The sequence below is a fragment of the Microbacterium sp. NPDC055665 genome (assembly GCF_053618035.1).
This window is the reverse complement of the sequence record NZ_JBSHGY010000002.1, coordinates 593,259-610,717: the sequence shown is the minus strand read 5'-3', so window position 1 is coordinate 610,717 and position 17,459 is coordinate 593,259. Positions and strand designations below refer to the sequence as shown.

The 17,459-nt window shown below is 67.9% G+C and carries 14 protein-coding genes; 7 read left to right on the top strand and 7 right to left on the bottom strand.

The genetic code is table 11. The annotated features are described in order from the left end of the window. Positions 1-538: 538 nt before the first annotated feature. From ACWGO6_RS08645 to ACWGO6_RS08630, 4 genes are all read left to right on the top strand, one after another. Positions 539-1,414: a ParA family protein gene (locus ACWGO6_RS08645; RefSeq protein WP_240747425.1), complete on the top strand. Its 876-nt coding sequence runs from the start codon at positions 539-541 to the stop codon at positions 1,412-1,414. Next, positions 1,414-2,385 (top strand): ParB/RepB/Spo0J family partition protein, encoded by a 972-nt coding sequence (locus ACWGO6_RS08640; RefSeq protein ID WP_136042553.1) that lies wholly within the window; start codon positions 1,414-1,416, stop codon positions 2,383-2,385. Before ACWGO6_RS08645 ends, ACWGO6_RS08640 begins: the two co-directional genes overlap by 1 nt. Positions 2,386-2,448: 63 nt before the next feature. Beyond that, positions 2,449-3,897: a sugar porter family MFS transporter gene (locus tag ACWGO6_RS08635; RefSeq protein WP_452326467.1), complete on the top strand. Its 1,449-nt coding sequence runs from the start codon at positions 2,449-2,451 to the stop codon at positions 3,895-3,897. A 9-nt stretch (positions 3,898-3,906) separates the two neighbouring features. Continuing rightward, positions 3,907-4,242, top strand: a complete 336-nt coding sequence (locus ACWGO6_RS08630; RefSeq protein WP_017829903.1) for a hypothetical protein — start codon at positions 3,907-3,909, stop codon at positions 4,240-4,242. 62 nt (positions 4,243-4,304) lie between these two features. Here the strand turns inward: ACWGO6_RS08630 and trxA are convergent, their stop codons facing one another. The 4 genes from trxA to ACWGO6_RS08610 form a co-directional block, all read right to left on the bottom strand. Continuing rightward, positions 4,305-4,628: a thioredoxin gene (gene trxA / locus ACWGO6_RS08625; protein WP_136042550.1), complete on the bottom strand. Its 324-nt coding sequence runs from the start codon at positions 4,626-4,628 to the stop codon at positions 4,305-4,307. Between the two features lie 66 nt (positions 4,629-4,694). Further along, positions 4,695-5,669 carry a thioredoxin-disulfide reductase gene (gene trxB / locus ACWGO6_RS08620; RefSeq protein WP_452326466.1) on the bottom strand — a complete coding sequence of 325 codons (975 nt, stop codon included), beginning with the start codon at positions 5,667-5,669 and terminating at the stop codon, positions 4,695-4,697. A gap of 119 nt (positions 5,670-5,788) precedes the next feature. Beyond that, complete coding sequence (murJ, locus tag ACWGO6_RS08615; RefSeq protein ID WP_452326465.1) at positions 5,789-7,405, bottom strand: murein biosynthesis integral membrane protein MurJ; 1,617 nt, start codon at positions 7,403-7,405, stop codon at positions 5,789-5,791. Beyond that, positions 7,398-9,584 carry a DUF6049 family protein gene (locus tag ACWGO6_RS08610; RefSeq protein WP_452326464.1) on the bottom strand — a complete coding sequence of 729 codons (2,187 nt, stop codon included), beginning with the start codon at positions 9,582-9,584 and terminating at the stop codon, positions 7,398-7,400. Before ACWGO6_RS08610 ends, murJ begins: the two co-directional genes overlap by 8 nt. Before the next feature lie 97 nt (positions 9,585-9,681). On the opposite strand from ACWGO6_RS08610, the gene ACWGO6_RS08605 reads away from it, so the two are divergent. The 3 genes from ACWGO6_RS08605 (at position 9,682) to ACWGO6_RS08595 (ending at position 14,306) form a co-directional block, all read left to right on the top strand. Then, positions 9,682-11,193: a class I SAM-dependent methyltransferase gene (locus ACWGO6_RS08605; RefSeq protein ID WP_452326463.1), complete on the top strand. Its 1,512-nt coding sequence runs from the start codon at positions 9,682-9,684 to the stop codon at positions 11,191-11,193. Between the two features lie 28 nt (positions 11,194-11,221). Beyond that, entirely contained in the window at positions 11,222-12,277 is a 1,056-nt protein-coding gene (locus ACWGO6_RS08600; protein ID WP_452326462.1) for an LLM class flavin-dependent oxidoreductase, read from the top strand. A 79-nt stretch (positions 12,278-12,356) separates the two neighbouring features. Beyond that, positions 12,357-14,306, top strand: coding sequence for an MSCRAMM family protein (locus ACWGO6_RS08595; protein ID WP_452326461.1), 1,950 nt, complete (start codon positions 12,357-12,359; stop codon positions 14,304-14,306). Between the two features lie 95 nt (positions 14,307-14,401). Here the strand turns inward: ACWGO6_RS08595 and ACWGO6_RS08590 are convergent, their stop codons facing one another. From ACWGO6_RS08590 to ACWGO6_RS08580, 3 genes are all read right to left on the bottom strand, one after another. Then, complete coding sequence (locus tag ACWGO6_RS08590) at positions 14,402-16,165, bottom strand: alkaline phosphatase family protein (protein WP_452326460.1); 1,764 nt, start codon at positions 16,163-16,165, stop codon at positions 14,402-14,404. A gap of 165 nt (positions 16,166-16,330) precedes the next feature. Beyond that, a complete protein-coding gene (locus ACWGO6_RS08585) occupies positions 16,331-16,606 on the bottom strand; it encodes a TOBE domain-containing protein (RefSeq protein ID WP_452326459.1) in 276 nt (91 codons plus the stop codon). Positions 16,607-16,706: 100 nt separating this feature from the next. Further along, positions 16,707-17,354, bottom strand: coding sequence for a hypothetical protein (locus tag ACWGO6_RS08580; protein ID WP_452326458.1), 648 nt, complete (start codon positions 17,352-17,354; stop codon positions 16,707-16,709). Between the last annotated feature and the right edge of the window lie 105 nt (positions 17,355-17,459).

The window sequence follows — 17,459 nt, the reverse complement described above, 5'->3', positions numbered from 1 at the left end:
GTGCGTCGCGGAGGCGTGTCGTGGGGAGTGTGCGCCGCGGCAAGTGTGCCGTGCGGCAGTGCTTCGCGGGGGAGGGTGGGGCATGTTTCGTGGGGGACTCTGTCGGGGCGACGGTGAGTGGACACGCTGCGGACGTCAGAAGATGACGCCAGCGTCGCAGGAGCAGCGACATCCTCCTATCGCTTCGGTGCGCTCGGTGGATAGGAGCTCGGAGAGCCGGCACACGGCTGGGGCTGCTCTGACACCGGTCACCTCTCGGCATGTCGTCCCGGTCAGGCAACCAGCAAACGCAGACAACGTTTCACGTGAAACATGGTGCCCCGGCCGTCCGTGTGCCGGTGGGCCGACGGCCGCACCGATATGCCGCGGTCCCTTTACTCGACGGGTGCGCAGCGTATTACTGGGGCGTTGCGAGATCCGCACTGTGCCCACGTAAGCCGGTGTCGCCCGCAGCGATTAGAGTGGAACGCGGCCCCGAAAGGAGTGGATGTTTCACGTGAAACAATCCGAGAAGACATCGTCGAACGAATCGTTCGGGATGGATACGCCGCTCGCGCGGGAGATCGCCGACCTTTCCGCTCGGAGGCGTGCGCTGGAAGCCACGTCGGTGGAGTTCAGCGGCCAGACGCGCGTCCTGACGGTGTCGAACCAGAAGGGCGGCGTGGGAAAGACCACGACGGCCGTGAACATCGCCTCCGCCCTTGCCGGCTTGGGTGCGAAGGTCCTCGTCATCGATCTCGACCCGCAGGGCAATGCCTCGACGGCGTTGGGTGTTCCCCACAGCGCCGACATTCCCAGCGTCTACGACGTCCTCATCGAGGAATTCCCCCTCGCGGACATCGTGCAGCAGAGTCCGGAAGACCCCAATCTCTTCTGCGCGCCCAGCACGATCCACCTCGCAGGCGCGGAGATCGAGCTCGTCGCACAGGTGGCGCGTGAACACCGCCTGCGCCGCGCGCTCGTGGACTACCTCGCCGACAATCCGATGGACTTCGTGATCATCGACTGCCCGCCGTCGCTGGGGCTGCTCACAATCAACGCGTTCACGGCGGCGTCCGAGGTGTTCATCCCGATTCAGTGCGAGTACTACGCACTGGAAGGGTTGAGCCAGTTGCTCGGCAGCATCCAGATGATCCAGAAGCATCTGAATCCCGACCTGCATCTCTCCACGATCCTGCTGACGATGTTCGACGGCCGGACCCGCCTCGCCCAGCAGGTGGCGGAAGAGGTGCGCACGCACTTCCCCGATCAGGTGCTGGAGACGGTGATTCCGCGCTCGGTCCGAGTGTCGGAGGCGCCGAGCTTCGGGCAGACCGTGATCGCCTATGACGGACAGTCGGCCGGCGCCATCGCCTACCGCGAGGCCGCTGTCGAGATCGCGTCGCGGACTGCGACGCAGAGCAAGGAGAAATGATGGCCAAGCGCACTGGACTGGGTCGGGGTATCGGAGCCCTGATCCCCACGGCTGATCAGGCGGAGCGTCCCGTCGACGTCTTCTTCCCCGGTGCGAGCCTGCGGCCGAGTGCCGCCGAGGCGACCGTCGGACCCGACGCCGAGGTGCCGGCACTGGAAGAGGTTCCCGGGATTCATCTGATCCAGGTCGACCCCAACGCGATCGTTCCGAACCCTCGTCAGCCGCGGACGCACTTCAACCCGGAAGACCTCGCGGAGCTGGTGCACAGCGTGCGCGAGTTCGGCGTGCTGCAGCCCGTGGTCGTTCGCAAGAACACCGAGGGTGAGTACGAGCTGATCATGGGGGAGCGGCGCACCCGGGCCGCTCGCGAGGCAGGCCTCGACACGATTCCGGCCATCGTCCGCGAGACGGCCGATGAGGATCTCCTCCGCGACGCCCTGCTCGAGAACCTGCACCGGTCTGAGCTCAACCCGTTGGAAGAGGCTTCCGCCTACCAGCAGCTTCTTGAGGACTTCGGCATCACGCAGGAGGAGCTGGCCACGCGTATCGGCCGCTCGCGTCCCCAGATCAGCAACACGATCCGCTTGCTGAAGCTGCCTGTCCCCGTGCAGCAGCGAGTAGCCGCCGGCGTGCTCACGGCCGGCCACGCCCGCGCGATCCTCAGCCTCGAGAATCCCGAGTCGATGCAGCGTCTCGCCGACAAGGTCGTGAACGAAGACCTGTCCGTGCGCGCCACGGAAGAGGCCGCCAAGTCGCAGCCCTCGGCCGGAAAGACGACGAAGGCGACTCCCGGCGCACGTCGGGCGTACCTCGACGAGGTCGCCGGAAAGCTCGGAGATCGTTTGAACACCCGCGTCAAGATCGCTCTCGGCGCTCGAAAAGGCCAGGTCACGATTGATTTCGCCTCAATCCAGGATCTCAATCGCATTCTCGAGGAGCTCGGCGAGAGCGGTTACGGCTCCGCCAGGTAACACCCACCGTCGTCCACCCTTCATCTAGACTCGCGTCATCTTGACGTCGAGGGGGAGTCAGTTATGTCCAGACCTGCAAATCCGGCTGCCATCAAACGCCGCGTGATCGCGGTGAGCATCGCGGCCGCGTTGGGTGGTTTCCTCTTCGGATTCGACACCGCCGTGATCAACGGAGCCGTCGACGCTCTCGCCGGTGACGTCTCCGGGTTCGACCTCGGCACCGCACTGAAGGGATTCGCCGTCTCCTCAGCGCTCATCGGCTGCGCCGTGGGCGCCTGGTTCGCGGGACCGGTGTCCAACAAGTACGGGCGCATCCCGGTGATGGTGGTCGCCGCGGCGATGTTCTTCATCTCTGCGATCGGTTCCGGACTCGCGTTCGGCGTCATCGATCTGATCGTCTGGCGAGTGATCGGCGGACTGGGTGTCGGGGCGGCGTCGGTCATCGCTCCCGCGTACATCGCTGAAGTCTCTCCTGCCGCCGTGCGCGGGCGCCTCGGATCCCTGCAGCAGCTGGCGATCGTAACCGGTATCTTCGCGGCGCTGCTCTCCGACGCGCTGCTCGCGAACATCGCGGGCGCCGCCGATCAGCCGCTCTGGGGGCTCACAGCCTGGCGATGGATGTTCATGGTCGCGGCGATCCCCGCCCTCATCTACGGGCTCGTGTCGCTGCGGCTGCCGGAATCGCCGCGCTATCTGGTGCGAAAAGGTGAGCTGGAACGGGCAGCCGAGGTTCTGGAGACCGTCACGGGGACGGTCGACACCGACGCGAAGATCAAGGAGATCACCGGGACGATCAACACGGAGCGGTCCGAGTCCCTGCGGGACCTCCGTGGAAACCGCCTGGGTCTGAAGCCGATCGTCTGGATCGGCATCCTGCTCTCGGTGTTCCAGCAGTTCGTCGGCATCAACGTGATCTTCTACTACTCGACGACCCTGTGGCAGTCGGTCGGATTCGACGAGTCGAGCGCACTGCTCACGTCCGTCATCACCTCGGTCACGAACATCGTCGTCACGATCGTGGCGATCCTCCTGGTCGACAGGATCGGCCGACGGATCATGCTCCTCGTGGGATCCGTCGGCATGACGGTGACGCTGGGGCTCATGGCGGTCGCGTTCTCGTTCGGAACCCTCGATGCCCAGGGGACGGCGACGCTTCCCGACCCATGGGCGACCATCGCCCTGATCTGCGCGAACGGTTTCGTGGTGTTCTTCGGTGCGAGCTGGGGCCCCTTGGTGTGGGTGCTGCTGGGCGAGATCTTCCCGAACTCCATTCGCGCCGGGGCTCTCGCGGTCGCTGCGGCCGCACAGTGGGTCGCGAACTTCTTCATCTCGACCACGTTCCCGGCCTTCGCCGAGATCGGACTCACGTTCGCCTACGGCTTCTACGCGTTCTTCGCCCTCCTGTCGTTCTTCTTCGTGTTCTTCAAGGTCCCCGAGACCAAGGGCAAGGAGCTCGAGGACATGACCGAGAACATGAAGGTCGTGCGCCGCGGGGGTGCACAGCAGACGTAGGCTGGATGCATGACCGAGTCCGTACAGCGCCGAGCCAGCTTGGAAGTGCTGCGCGCGGAGGCGGCGGACGAACTCGCGGTTCTCATCCAGGAGCGCCTCCTCGGTGGGGAGGACCCCTGGGAGTTCATGGAGGAGCTTCCGAGTGTCGACGAGTTGGTCGTCTACCTCCTGCGCGCTGACAACATCAACGCGAACGACGGAGTGCGCCCGAACGCCGCTCGGCACTACCGTGTGCTGCGCCAGATCGCGCTGGAGTATCCCGAACTGACCTCGGCCGTCTGGGGGCTCCTCGACGAGAAGCAGCGCCACCGTCGCTGGGACCCCAGCGTCGCAGACGCGTCCTGACCGCCCGAGAACACGAAAAGGCCGCCACCCCCGGGGGATGGCGGCCTTTCGACGTCAGAGGATCAGCCGATGAACGCGGCGAGGTCCTTCTCGAGCGCGAACTTCGGCTTCGCACCGATGATGGTCGTCTTGACCTCACCACCCTGGAAGACCTTCATCGCCGGGATCGACGTGATCTGATACTTCATCGCCAGCTCGGGGTTCTCGTCGACGTTGAGCTTGACGATGGTGATCTTGTCGGGGTTGTCGGCCTGGATCTCGTCCAGAACCGGCGCGACCATGCGACACGGACCACACCACTCAGCCCAGAAGTCCACCAGCACCGGACCGTCGGCCTGCAGAACGTCCTGCTCCCAGGTCGCCTGGCTCGTAGCCTTTGCACTCATCAGAGTTCTCCTTGATTGGGGTTCGCCTGCTACAACAGCGGACGAGGGAAAAGTGTTCCCGCCGCCTCAGGCGACGATGATCTCGGCGGCCTCCGCCGCCGGAACCTCCACGGAGGCATCCTCGAGATCCGCGAGGAAGTGCTCTGCATCCAGCGCCGCGATCGTTCCGGTGCCGGCAGCCGTGATGGCCTGGCGGTAGGTCGGGTCGATCACGTCGCCGGCGGCGAACACACCGGGAACCGAGGTCTTCGACGAGCGGCCGTCGACCCAGATGGTGCCCTCTGCGGTCAGCTCGAGCTTGTCGTGCACCAGGTGCGTGCGCGGGTCGTTGCCGATCGCGATGAAGAGTCCGTCGATGGGCAGGTCGCTGAGCGTGCCGTCGACCGTGTTGCGCAGCTGCACACCGGAGACGGAGTCGCCACCGAGGACCTCGGCGACCTCGCTGTTCCACACGAACTCGATCTTCTCGTTCGCGAACGCGCGCTCCTGCATGATCTTGGAGGCCCGCAGCGTCTCCTTGCGGTGGATCACGTAGACCTTCTCGGCGAAACGGGTGAGGAACGTAGCCTCTTCCATGGCCGAGTCACCGCCGCCGACGACCGCGATCGTCTTCTCGCGGAAGAAGAACCCGTCGCAGGTCGCGCACCAGGAGACGCCGTAGCCGGAGAGGCGCTCTTCGCCCTCGATCTGCAGCTTGCGGTATGCCGAGCCTGTCGCGTAGATCAGCGACTGGGCCTCGTGCTCTGCACCGCTGCCGAGGACGACCTTCTTGACGGGACCGTCGAGATGCAGCTCGGTGACGTCGTCGTACAGGACCTCGGTGCCGAACTTCTCGGCCTGCTCCTGGAACTTCGCCATCAGCTCGGGACCCTGGATGCCCTCGGGGAAGCCCGGGTAGTTCTCGACCTCGGTGGTGTTCATGAGCTCGCCGCCCACCTCGACCGAACTCGCGATGAGCAGCGGCTTGAGGTTCGCCCTGGCCGCGTAGATGGCAGCCGTGAATCCGGCGGGGCCGGAGCCGATGATGATGACCTGACGCATGTGCTCTCCGTCTTAGAAACTGCGGTCGAATGACCTTCGACTGCTTCAACCCATGGTAACCGCGCGGCATTCCCTCGCCAGTGTGCGCCACCGGGCTGGGAGACGCCTCCGCGCGCGGATCAGCGACCGGGAAGGAAACGACGGACGAGGGAGCCTGCCGCCTTGAGCTCGGGCGCGCGCATGAGGGCGAGGATCGCGACGTAGACGACCACGACGGTGAGGCCGATGATGGCGGTGCCGATGGCTCCCTGGATCTTGTCTTCCATCGTCCATCCCGCGGTGCCGCCCAGGAGTGCGAAAGCGCCCCATCCGGCCAGACCCGCGGGGATGCCGGCGATCGCGAAGCGACCGATGGCAGACATCCAGGAGCGGATCCGCAGGCCGCCGATCTTTCGGTGCAGCAGGTAGGTGGCGACGATCGTCTGCAGGATGCTGGCGATGGACTGTCCGAGTGCGACGGCAGCGGCGAGAGCGGTGAGCGGGATGATGCCCGCCTCGCGCATCCCGAGAGCGATGAGGGCGGTGACCACGATGAGGACGCACTGGAAGATCGTGAACCAGAACGGGGTGCGCGTGTCGTCGTACGCGTAGAACGTGCGCTGGACGATGAACAGGATCGTGAGCGGGATGAGTCCGACGAGGTAGGCGATCAGCACCAGGGCGGCAGCCTGGGCGTCTGGGGCCGAGTCAGTGAACACCCGCGACGCGGGGATAGCCGCGGCCGCGACGGCGGCGGTGGCTGCGACGATGAAGAACAGCAGGGTGCGGATGCTCCGTGCGATGTCGGCGCGGACCTCGTCATCGCGCCCGGCGGCGGCGTGACCGCTGATCTGGGTGAAGTAAGGAGTGCCGATCGAGAGCACGATCACCGAGTAGGGGAGCATGAAGATGAGCCAGGCGTTCGCCGTCACCGTGGCGGAGGCACCGAGACCGGCGACCTCACTGACGATGTAACCCTGGAGGACTCCGGCGGAGAGGCTTGCGAAAGCCATGAGGAACGTCCAGCCCGCCAGGCGTCCGACGTTGCCGAGACCCACGCCGCGCCAGTGGAAGTCGGGCTTCAGGGCGAGGCCTGTGCGACGCCAGAAAACCAGCAGTACGACGGCCTGGAGCGCGATGCCCAGAGTGGCCGTGGCACCGAGCAGGGTGATCATCTCCGGCGTCCAGTCAGCGGCCTTCGTGGACACGGGGCCGAAGAGGGCGCCGAGTGCGAGGAAGCCGGCGATCGACACGATGTTGTTGACGACAGGTGCCCACGTGAACGGACCGAAGATCTTCCGTGCGTTGAGGGCCTCGCCGAGCATCGCGTAGAGACCGTAGAGAAGGATCTGTGGCAGGCACCAATAGGCGAGTGCCGTGGCGAGGGCGAGAGTGGACTCGTTCGCCTTGCCGGCGACCAGATGCACCAGCCATGGCGCCGCCGCGGTCGCGATTCCCGTCACCACGACCAGAACGACGGTGCCGAGGGTGAACAACTTGGAGATGAACGCGTTGCCGCCGTCAGCGTCCGCCGTCGCCTTGACGATCTGGGGGACGATGACGGCTGTAAGGATTCCGACCGAGATCAGAGAGAAAACGCTGTTCGGCAGCTGGTTCGCGTAGGTGAACGCATCTGCCGCTTCGGATGCGACGGACCCGATCACGCCGACCAGGACGATGCTGCGCAGGAGGCCGGTGAGGCGCGAGACGAGTGTGCCGGCGCCGATGACGGCGCTGGCGCGGCCGAGGCTACTCACGCGGGTCTTCTGTCGTGGCGGCATCCGGGCGGGCTTCCACGGCTTCCTCTTCCTCCAGGGCTTCGATCTGCGCTTCGACGGCCGATTCCTCGGCCGCCTCACGGCGCTTGCGACGCACGGTGCGGATCACGCCGAGCGCGATCAGCAGCACGATGATGCCGCCGAGGACGACAAGACCGATCGTCTCCCACTCCGCACGCACCGCGACCCTGAGCGTCTGATCCCCCTGGATCTGCACGCCCGTGGGGCTGTAGAGACTGAGTCGGAGGTCGACCTCGCCACTGCCGACCCGCGCCGACACCGGCACCTTGATGCGGGTCGTGGACTGAGCCTGCACGACCGTCTCGTCCGGGGACCTGACCTCGAGACGCGGATCCGTCGGCGAGACGAAGAGCTGCACCGTCACGGGCCACGGCAGATCGTTGCGCACCGCGATCGGCAGATCGGCATTCGCCGTGAGCAGCTGGATCGTGCTGGACTGAGGGATGTTGACCGCGTTGAGAGTGGCGGTCGTCTGTGCCTGATGATCGGCAAGACGCTCGGCGAAAGCGTCAGCCGACGTTCCGACGGAGAGCGTGCGCAGGATCCGGATACGCTCGGGGCTGAGCAGCACCTGCGGGTCGGCGAGGATCGACGAGAAGGCGGTGAGCCGGGACTCATCCGCGAGGAGCGTCGTGACGGCGTTGGCTCGCGCGGCATCCGGCTCCCCGGCGACGGTCGCCGCGACGGGTGCGGTTGCCCGGAGCGTCGCGAGCTCGAACCCGGCCGAATCGGCTGCGGTGATCGCGTCGCGGAGAGCGTCGGAGGTGCGGTTCTCGTCCCGGTCGAGTCCGATGAGCAGAGGAGCCGCGGGCGCGCTGCCCTGTGCCAACTGGAGGAGTGCCGCGGCTTCGGCGAGAAGACGCTGACGCTCGGCGGGATTCCGCTCTGCCGCCACCCGCGAGAACACGTCGGACGTCGCAGCATCCGTGACCAGGAGGTCGTTGCCGCCGGCCGTTGCATGAGCAGTGCTCTGACCGCCGACCGTCGCCGACGAGACGATCGTCGTGGTGTCGTCGCCCACGTAGCCGGCGAAGGCGGTCAGGTCGGCTGAGGTGAGCGGGCTCTGCGGCCACAGGATGTGCGGCAGCGCTCCGTCGATCGCGGCGAGCTCGTCGTCGCTGGGAAGTGCCGGGGACTCCGTGACACTCGGAGTTGGACCGGGCGTCGCATCGGTCGCATCGGTCGGTGTGGCCGTGACCGGCACGCGCGGGAAGTTCGCGGGATCGAGCAACGGGGCGAGAGCCCGGGGCTGGAGCAGCTCGGGCAGACCCGCCTGCGCCTGCGCCGTCGCATCCGCATCACCGAACTGCAGCGCGAAACGCGCGTTCGGCAGGTTGTCGAGTCGTGTGATCCAGTCACGGGCGGTCTCCGGGGCGGCGGTGCCGAGCGCCCGGATCGCAGCGGGGATGGACGGGTCGATGGCCAGCACGGCGGTCGTCCCGGCGACGCCGTCGAGCTGGGCGGTCAGGGCTCCGTCGGGACCGGTGAGCTCCGAGAGCTCAGCACTCGACAGCAGGGCGCCGCCTTCCGGCGTCGCCGTGAGGGGAACGAGCACTCCGACCTGCGAGGTCTGGGGGGCCGCGACGACCAGCACGCTCGTCGCGGTCGCGTCGACGGTCTCGGTGTCTTCGGCTGCGGGGTCACCGGTCGATGCGCTGAGCTCCGCGCGCAGCGGGTAGACACCGGGCGCGAGGTCGCCCAGGGTGGCCTCGGACACGAAGACGGTGGTCGTCGCCGACGCATCGCCGTCGATCGGGTCGGTGTCATCCGCGCCGATGGAGGCGAAATCGCCTGCGGCGTCGCCGTCGTCGAGCCACGTGGACACGGCCGCCGCATCGGTGAGCGGCGTGCGATTGAGTTCGACCTCGACCTGACCCGCGCTGAGCGCCGAGTCGGCACCGTTCTGCACCGTGACGATCGCCGACGTGGAGGATCCCGGTGCGACGAGGCCGCGAAGACCGGCCGACACATGCAGCTCGACGCTTGGCTCGTCGCCGGTCTGCGCCTGATCGGCGGCGACGGCCACGCTCGGCGCGACCAACGCGCAGCCGCCGAGTGCGATCGCGAGAACAGCCGTCCTGCCTGCGAGCCGTCGCAGGCGCGCACGGAGGCCGATGTCGGGGGTGATCGCGGTCATGAAGGTCTTCCTCGAACGCCCGGGACGGGGCTGCTCGTGAGTACTGACCTAGTGATTCTAGGAGGCTCCACGAAAGAGAACCCTGAAGACGCGTAGAGTGACGGCCGTGTCCGACACCCCCGCTCCCGTCCCCGACCCGCTCCGCACGGCCGCGCTCGCCGCGGATCTCGACGCCGCGGACCTCCGCTCCGAGCCGCTGCGGCGCCTGTGGGGCGAGGAGGCGGACGACGCACTCGCCCGCGGGATGCGGGAGCCGATCCTACGAGCCATCGACGGGGACTCCGGCACGCTCGCGACGCTCGGTCGTCTGCTCGTGCTGGGGATGCCGCAACCGCGCACGCACGTGGTCGAGGCCCTGCCGCAGCTGGGCGTGGACGGACTCGTGGCGCTGGGTCTCGCCGAGACCGACGCCGACACCGTGACACCGACGGCCCTGCTGCGACCGCAGTCGTTCGTGGATGCCGACGGGATCGGCGAATGGTGGATCGCGAGCGACCTCGACGAGGTCGCTCTCGACGGACCGCTGCCCGCGGACCACGTGCTCGGTGTCGGCGGAGCGTCGCGCACGCTCGCCGAGACCGTCGTCCCGATCGAAGTGGACCGCGCGCTCGACCTCGGCACCGGCTGCGGCATCCAGGCGCTCCTCGTCGCGCGACGGGCGGGCACCGTGGTCGCCACAGACATCTCGACGAGGGCGCTCGCGTTCGCCGAGCTCAATGCGCGCCTCAACGGGGTGACGAACATCGAGTTCCGTCACGGCAGCATGTTCGAGCCGGTAGCTGGGGAGGCGTTCGACCTGATCGTCTCGAATCCTCCGTTCGTGATCACCCCGCGCGTCGAGGGGGTTCCGGCGTACGAATACCGTGACGGCGGGCTCGTGGGGGATGCGCTGGTCGAGCAGTTCGTGCGCAGCGCCCCCGCCCATCTGACGCGGAACGGCATCGCGCAGCTGCTCGGCAACTGGGAGTCGAGGGCCGCCGTCACCGGGCTCGCACGCCTCGAGGCCTGGGTGCCCGCCGACCTCGACCTGTGGGTGATCGAGCGGGAGGAACTCACGCCCCTGGGCTATGCGGAGCTGTGGATCCGCGATGGCGGCACCACGCCGCGCGACCCCGCTTTCACGCCGCTGCTGACCGCGTGGCTCGACGACTTCGCCGCCCGCGGAGTGACCTCGATCGGCTTCGGCTACGTGCTGATGCGTCGGGGAACGTCCGGCGAACCGCTGCGGCGCACCGAGCGCATCGCCCAGCACATCTCGAACGTCGGCGCCGCGCTCGCCACCGGTCTCGCGGCACAGGACGTGCTCGCCGACGGGCTGCCGACGACGCTGGTGGTGGCTGCAGATGTCACCGAGGCGCGGCACCTGATGCCGGGCGACGACGATCCGAGCGTGATCGAGCTGCGTCAGGGCGGCGGCTTCGGGCGCACGATCTCGGTCGATCCTGCGCTCGCCGGCTTCGTGGGCGCGTGCGACGGCGAACTCACCGTGGTGCAGATCGCGGCCGCGCTGGCGGACCTGTTCGAGGTACCGCTCGCCGACCTGTGGGCGGACCTCGAGCCCCGCATCCGCTCCCTCATCCTCGACGGCATCCTGCTGCCGGGGGAATAGTCCTCCGATTCATGCGTTGGAATAGATCATGAAGGCTTTCGGATTCCTCTCTTTCGGTCACTACGCCGACGTTCCCGGATCGGCGACCCGCACTGCGGGCGACATGTTGAAGCAGACGATCGAGATCACCGAAGGCGCCGACGAGATCGGCGTGAACGGCGCCTCGGTGCGCGTGCATCACTGGGCACGTCAGGCCGCGTCGCCGATGCCGTTGCTGTCGGCCATGGCCGCGCGCACGAAGCGCATCGAAGTCGGCACGGGCGTGATCGACATGCGCTACGAGAACCCGTTCCAGTTCGCCGAAGAGGCAGCCGCCCTCGACCTGATCGCTGACGGCAGGATCGCGCTCGGCGTGAGCCGTGGTTCACCCGAGACGGCTCTGCGCGGTTACGAGACGTTCGGCTACGTCGACGAGGAGGACCCGGAGCGCGGCAGCGTGCTCGCGCGGGAGAAGTTCGACCTGTTCCTGCGGGCGATCGACGGCGAGGGCATCGCTCCCGGCGACCCGCGCATGGTGGGTGCCGGTCGGTACCTCGCGATCGAGCCCCAGTCGCCGACCCTCCGCGACCACATCTGGTGGGGCTCGGGTTCGCGCGCCACAGCCGAGGAGACGGGGCGCAAGGGGCTCAACATGATGAGCTCGACCCTCGTGACCGAGGCTACCGGGCAGCCGTTCCACGAGTTGCAGCGCGAGCAGATCGAACTGTTCCGCTCCGCCTACAAAGCGGCAGGGCACACCGGCCGCCCTCGGATCTCGGTGAGCCGCAGCGTCTTCCCGCTCGTCTCCGACATGGACCGGGCGTACTTCGGGCTGCGCAGCGAGGAGAACGCCGATCAGATCGGTGTCATCGATGGCTTTCGCTCGACCTTCGGCAAGACGTACGCCGCCGAGCCGGATGTGCTCATCGAGCAGCTGAAGCAGGACGAGGCCGTGATGGCCGCCGACACCCTTCTTCTGACGATCCCGAACCAGCTCGGCCCGGAGTACAACCTGCACGTGCTGGAGGCGTTCGCGACGCACGTCGCCCCGGCGCTCGGCTGGAAGCCCAACACGGAGGGACCCGTTCAGGGCGACGCCGTTTGAGTGAGGCTCGCGCGGTCACCGGGCGCCTGTCGACGGGAATTCACTTCCCCGTCGATCGGTATACCAGTACTCTGACCGCATGCGTGCCTCTCGCAGAGCGACCATCGCCGGAACCATCGTCCTCATCGCCGTGCTCGTCGGCGCCCTTCCCGCCTCGGCCGCGACCGTCGCCTCCTGGGCGACCTGGCAGCCGCTCGTCGGTGTGGGCGGAGCCTTCACGACGTCGGTCCAGGTGGCGGCGAAGCCCGCGATCACCGCGACGGTCACCAGCGATTCACGCGGCGGACAGGTGGGAGTGATCAGCGGTGCCTCGACCTGGCTGTCGGAGGGCACCGCGATCGGGGCGAAGTACGGCTCGAGCAGGGACCAGCCGTACCTGAACCTGCGCCCCCGGGCCGACAACGCCACGAGTCCCTCGACGACGACCTACTCCTTCGCGACGCCGACCCCGACCTCGGGATGGGCCTTCGCGGTCGGAGACATCGACGCGGACTCGGTGCGCATCCACGCCGTCGCCCCCGACGGACACGTGCTCGACGCGACGGAGATCGGGCTGCGGGACCGGTTCAATTACTGCGCCCCGGGGATCGTGGGCAAGCCGTCGTGCACGGGTGCTGCCGATGACGTGCCGAGCTGGGATGCCACCACCCTCACCCTCACCGGCAACGCGGCGGCCCTGGACACCAGTGGCGCGGCGGCATGGTTCGAGCCGAGCACGCCGATCAGCTCCCTCAGCCTGATCTTCACGCGCCGCTCGGGACTGCCGGTCTATCAGACCTGGTTCGCGTCGATCGCCCAGGACGTCACCGGCACGGTCACCGACACCGGCGCCCCGGTGGGGGGGATCCCGCTCACGCTGACTGATGCGAACGGCACGGTTGTAGGAACCACGACGACCGCTGCGGACGGAACGTACTCCTTCCCCGGGTTCGTCGCCGCTGACGGCTACACCGTGCGCGTGACTCCGCCCGCGGGCAAGATCTCGACCGGGCCGACCACGGTCGCCGCGAACCTGAGCGGCGGGGACGCCGTCGCCGACTTCGGACTGCGCGACATCGTGCCCGTCGCGGTCTCCGGAACTGTGACCGACACCTCCGGCGCCCCGATCCCCGGGGCGACCGTGACGATCGACGGGCAGACCACCACGACGGATGCCGACGGGAGCTACCTGTTCGACCAGGTGGCGGTCGGGACGCATCCGGTTTCGCTCACGACCCCGCCCGGGTACACCATCGCCACCCAGCCGTCTCCCGTGACGGTTCCGGGCGGCAGCGAGGTCCCGATCACGGACGTCGACTTCGTGGTCGCCGAGAACGCCGACCTGCGAGGCACGGTTCGGTTCGACGGGACGGGTGTGGCCGGTGTGACCGTCACTGCGGTCGCTCCGGGAGGGGCAACCCTCACGCGCGTGACGGATGGATCGGGGGCGTACTCGTTCCCCCGCCTCGCTGCCGGTGACTACGCGATCACGATGACGACGCCCGCAGGGTTCGTCGCGACGTCTCCCGTCACGCGGAACGAACAGGTGGCCGCGGTCGACGTGGAGAACGTGGACTTCGAGCTGGCGCGCCTCGGCGCCATCGACGGAACCGTGCGCGACGACGACGGTGCCCCCGTCGCGGGAGTGGTGGTGACGCTCACCGGACCCGGCGCCCCGCAGCAGCTCACGTCCGACGCGGACGGCGCGTTCGGGCTGGGCGCCCTGCCGCCCGGGACCTACACCCTCACGGTGGTTCCCCCGACGGGCACGAGCGTCGTCGGCTCGCCGACGCGCACGGTCGTGATCACCGCCGCCGGTGACGTCATCGCCGAGCAGGACTTCACGCTCGCCGCGGATGTCGTCGTGGTGCCGCCGGACCCCACAGACCCGCCGGACCCGAGCACTCCGCCGGCCGGCGGAGGGAACGATGCGTTGCCCGCCACCGGGTTGGGGCCCGAGACGCTGGCCTGGGCCGCAGGCGGTGCTGCCGTTCTCGTGCTCGGCGCGACACTCCTGATCCTCGGCCGCCGGCGCTCCGCGCGGAAGTAGCCACGACGGAGAACCGCACCCGCGTCGCACATTTCCCGGGGAATCGTGCGACCGCAGGCGAAGAGTGCGACCGCAGGCGAGGAGTGCGACCGCGGTCAGCTGCCCTTCGCCGGGCCGAAGAGCTCTTCGCCGTGCTCGTGGAGGAGCCTGTACGCGTCGGCGAACGTCTCCGGCTCCTTCTCCCCGGGTTTGCCGTAGCGCGCCAGAAGCAGCCCGAGCAGCCCGCGAGCCGGCGGCGTCAGCGGCTTGAGGTGCTCCTTGAGATCGGGCTGCGGCACCCCTTCCTCCGGGTTCGGCGGCGTGTAGGAGGGCTTCGTCGTCGGCCAATCGGCCGGATGCCGGGGCTGATCCAGATTCACCACGTTGAACAGCGTGTTGGCCGAGGCATCCCGGTCGTTGAGCGGCTTCAGGCCGTGCAGACGCGAGAGCGTCGCCGTGACCGAGCCGTGGTGCATCTCGTCGTGGATGATGGTGCCGCGCTTCGTGTACGCAGACACCGCGATGGCCGGGACGCGGCATCCGAGTCGATCGAAGGTGAACCCCATCTCGCCGGCTTTCGTATCCTTGGTCGGCCTCGTCGCGGCGGGCGGCGGTACGTGGTCGTAGCATCCGCCGTGTTCGTCGAAAGTGATCAGCAGCAGGGTGTTGACGGCGTTCGACCCCGATGGAGACGCGCTCGTGCGCACCGCCTCGTAGATCTCGTGGATCAGCAGATCACCCGCGCGCACGTCGGAGATCGCACTGTCGAAGACCTCCTCGCCCTCGACGAAGCTCTCGCGGGGTGAACCGAACGGCGGGTGGAAGTCGTTGTGGTCATAGACCATCCGCGGCTCGATGAACGCGTAGGCGGGGAGCTTCCCGTCCTTCACATCGGCGTAGAAGTCCTCCATCGTGCCGAAGTGGTCCGTGCGCCAGTACTTCTCCAGCACGGGCGCGTGCAGCATGCCCGTGAAGGAGACGAGCTGGAGCTTGTCGATGTAGATCTTCCAGTCGAGCTTCTTCTCCTCGAGCCGGTTGAACACGGTCGGGGCTGCGGGCGCATCGATCCACTTGTCGTAGCCGCCGCCGGCCTGGTTCGTCACGAAGCCGTGCGAGGTGGAGGCGTGGAAGAACGAGCGATTGCAGAACGTCTGCGACGGGACGGCGGCGTACCAGTGGTCGAAAACCGCGAACTCGGCAGCGAGCGTCGACAGCACGGGCAGCATCGCGGGGGAGAAGGAGCCCATGATGTGCTTCGCCTCGTCGACGGTCGGCTCCTTGCCCTTGCGCAGGCGGCGGAAGTTGATGATGTAGTCCTGGAGGAATCCCGACATCGACGCCTTCTCGCCGTTGGTCGGCGCGTTGTACGGCGCCTCCATCTGGTCGACGAAGAGCTCGGCGTTCGACTTCGGGTCCACGGTTCCGAAGATCTGGGTGTTGACGTGCGGATACTCCTCACCCGGATCGGGGTCGGGGTGGCTCATGATGCGATCGGTCTCACCCTCGTAGACGTGCGCCTCGACCACCGTGCCGTCGGAAGCCGTGTTGCTGTGCGTGCCGAACGCCAGGCCCTCGAACTTCTCACCCGCCGGGAGGTTCTCCTTCGAGTACAGATACCCGAGGAGGTTGTCGAACGAGCGGTTCTCGCCCATCACGACCACGATGTGGTCGAACCCGGGTTCGCTGCGCGGGGTCAGCGCGGCGAAGGGGTCCGGCTCGTCGGCGAACCCGTCGCGAGCACCGGCCGCGACCGACGCTCCGATCGCCGCACCCCCCGCGCCGCCGACGACCGCGCCCGCGAGGGCCGCACCGCCGATCTTGAAGAAACCTCGGCGCGAGGTGTCGGGTGCGGGGGAGGCATGCACGTCATCGTCGGCCATGCCGCGATCCTATGGCTGTGCCGCCCCGCGCGCCCAGGCTCCCGAGCTCCCGACACAGCTTCGGAGATCGCGGCCGACACGCCGCACCGAGCCGGCCGCCTGCGGCGTGTCGCGGTGGAACTCCGAAGTTGTGTCGGGACGGGGGTCGGGTCGGATGCGGCCAGATTACGCGGCGGCGATCCAGAGCACAGCGCCCTCGCGCCAGCCGAGACCGGCGGTCCCTTCGGGGATCGGATCCTCATGCCGCGGTCGCACGACTTTCATCCGCTTGCCGGCGAGCTCGACGATATAGACGATGTCCGCTCCGCGATAGACATGGGCGACGACCTCGACGCGCACCGGGGCGTCGGCGCCGACGGTGGGGAAAAGGCGCAGGTCCTCCTGACGGAGCACCACCTCGCCTACGCCATCCGGCCCGGCACCGGACAGAGGCACGCGCATTTCGGTGCCGTCGATCGTGGCGACGGCGCCCGAGCGGACTCCGTGGAAGGCTATCTCAGTGGAGGATCGGCCGGAGCGTCGGCGAAACTGCCGATGCGGGTCAGATGTCGCTGAAGTCGTTGCCGCCAGTGCTGAGACGGGAGACGGCGTCTTCGGTGATCTTCAGGTCGATGTACTCCACACCGACCTCACCGGGATTCACGAGGGACGACGTGCCAGGAACCTCTCGGACGCCGATACTGAGATAGTCGGCGGTGCCGTCGCCGTCCTCATCCCACCCGTCCACGGCTCCCGCGGCAATCGCCTCGGCGCGCGTCGAACCGATGCCGATGCCCTCCGGGGTGCGGAACGTGACGCCGGGGGCATCCGCCGACACGACGAGATCGATACGGGGCTCTCGGACCGTCGCTTTCGTTCCTTCCCAATCGAACCCGGCGTACACGCTGCCATAGGGACCCTCGACCGGACCTTCGATCGGTGCCGATCCGAAGGCGTCGGTGAGGACGGCGACAGCACCATCCGAGTCGTCGTATGCGATCACGGGTCCGCCGTCGACCGAAAGCCCGTCGACGGAGATCTCGACGATGCGGTCAGTCGGCGTGGGGGTGGCGGAAGGAGAATCGGCGGGCGATGACGTCGGTGACGGGGAGGCTGATCCGTCCGTGCTCGCGGGGGTGCAGGCGGTGAGCGAGAATCCCAGCAGCACGGCGGCAGCGGAAGCGAGGACGAGGGGGGAGCGACGGTGCATGGCACGAGCCTAGGGTGAGCGCGGGGGAGGGGGCTGACCCGCAGCGGGCGCAATCTGCATCGTTACCGATGGGAGATCTGCGCGCGGTGAACGGGCGCCGCCGGG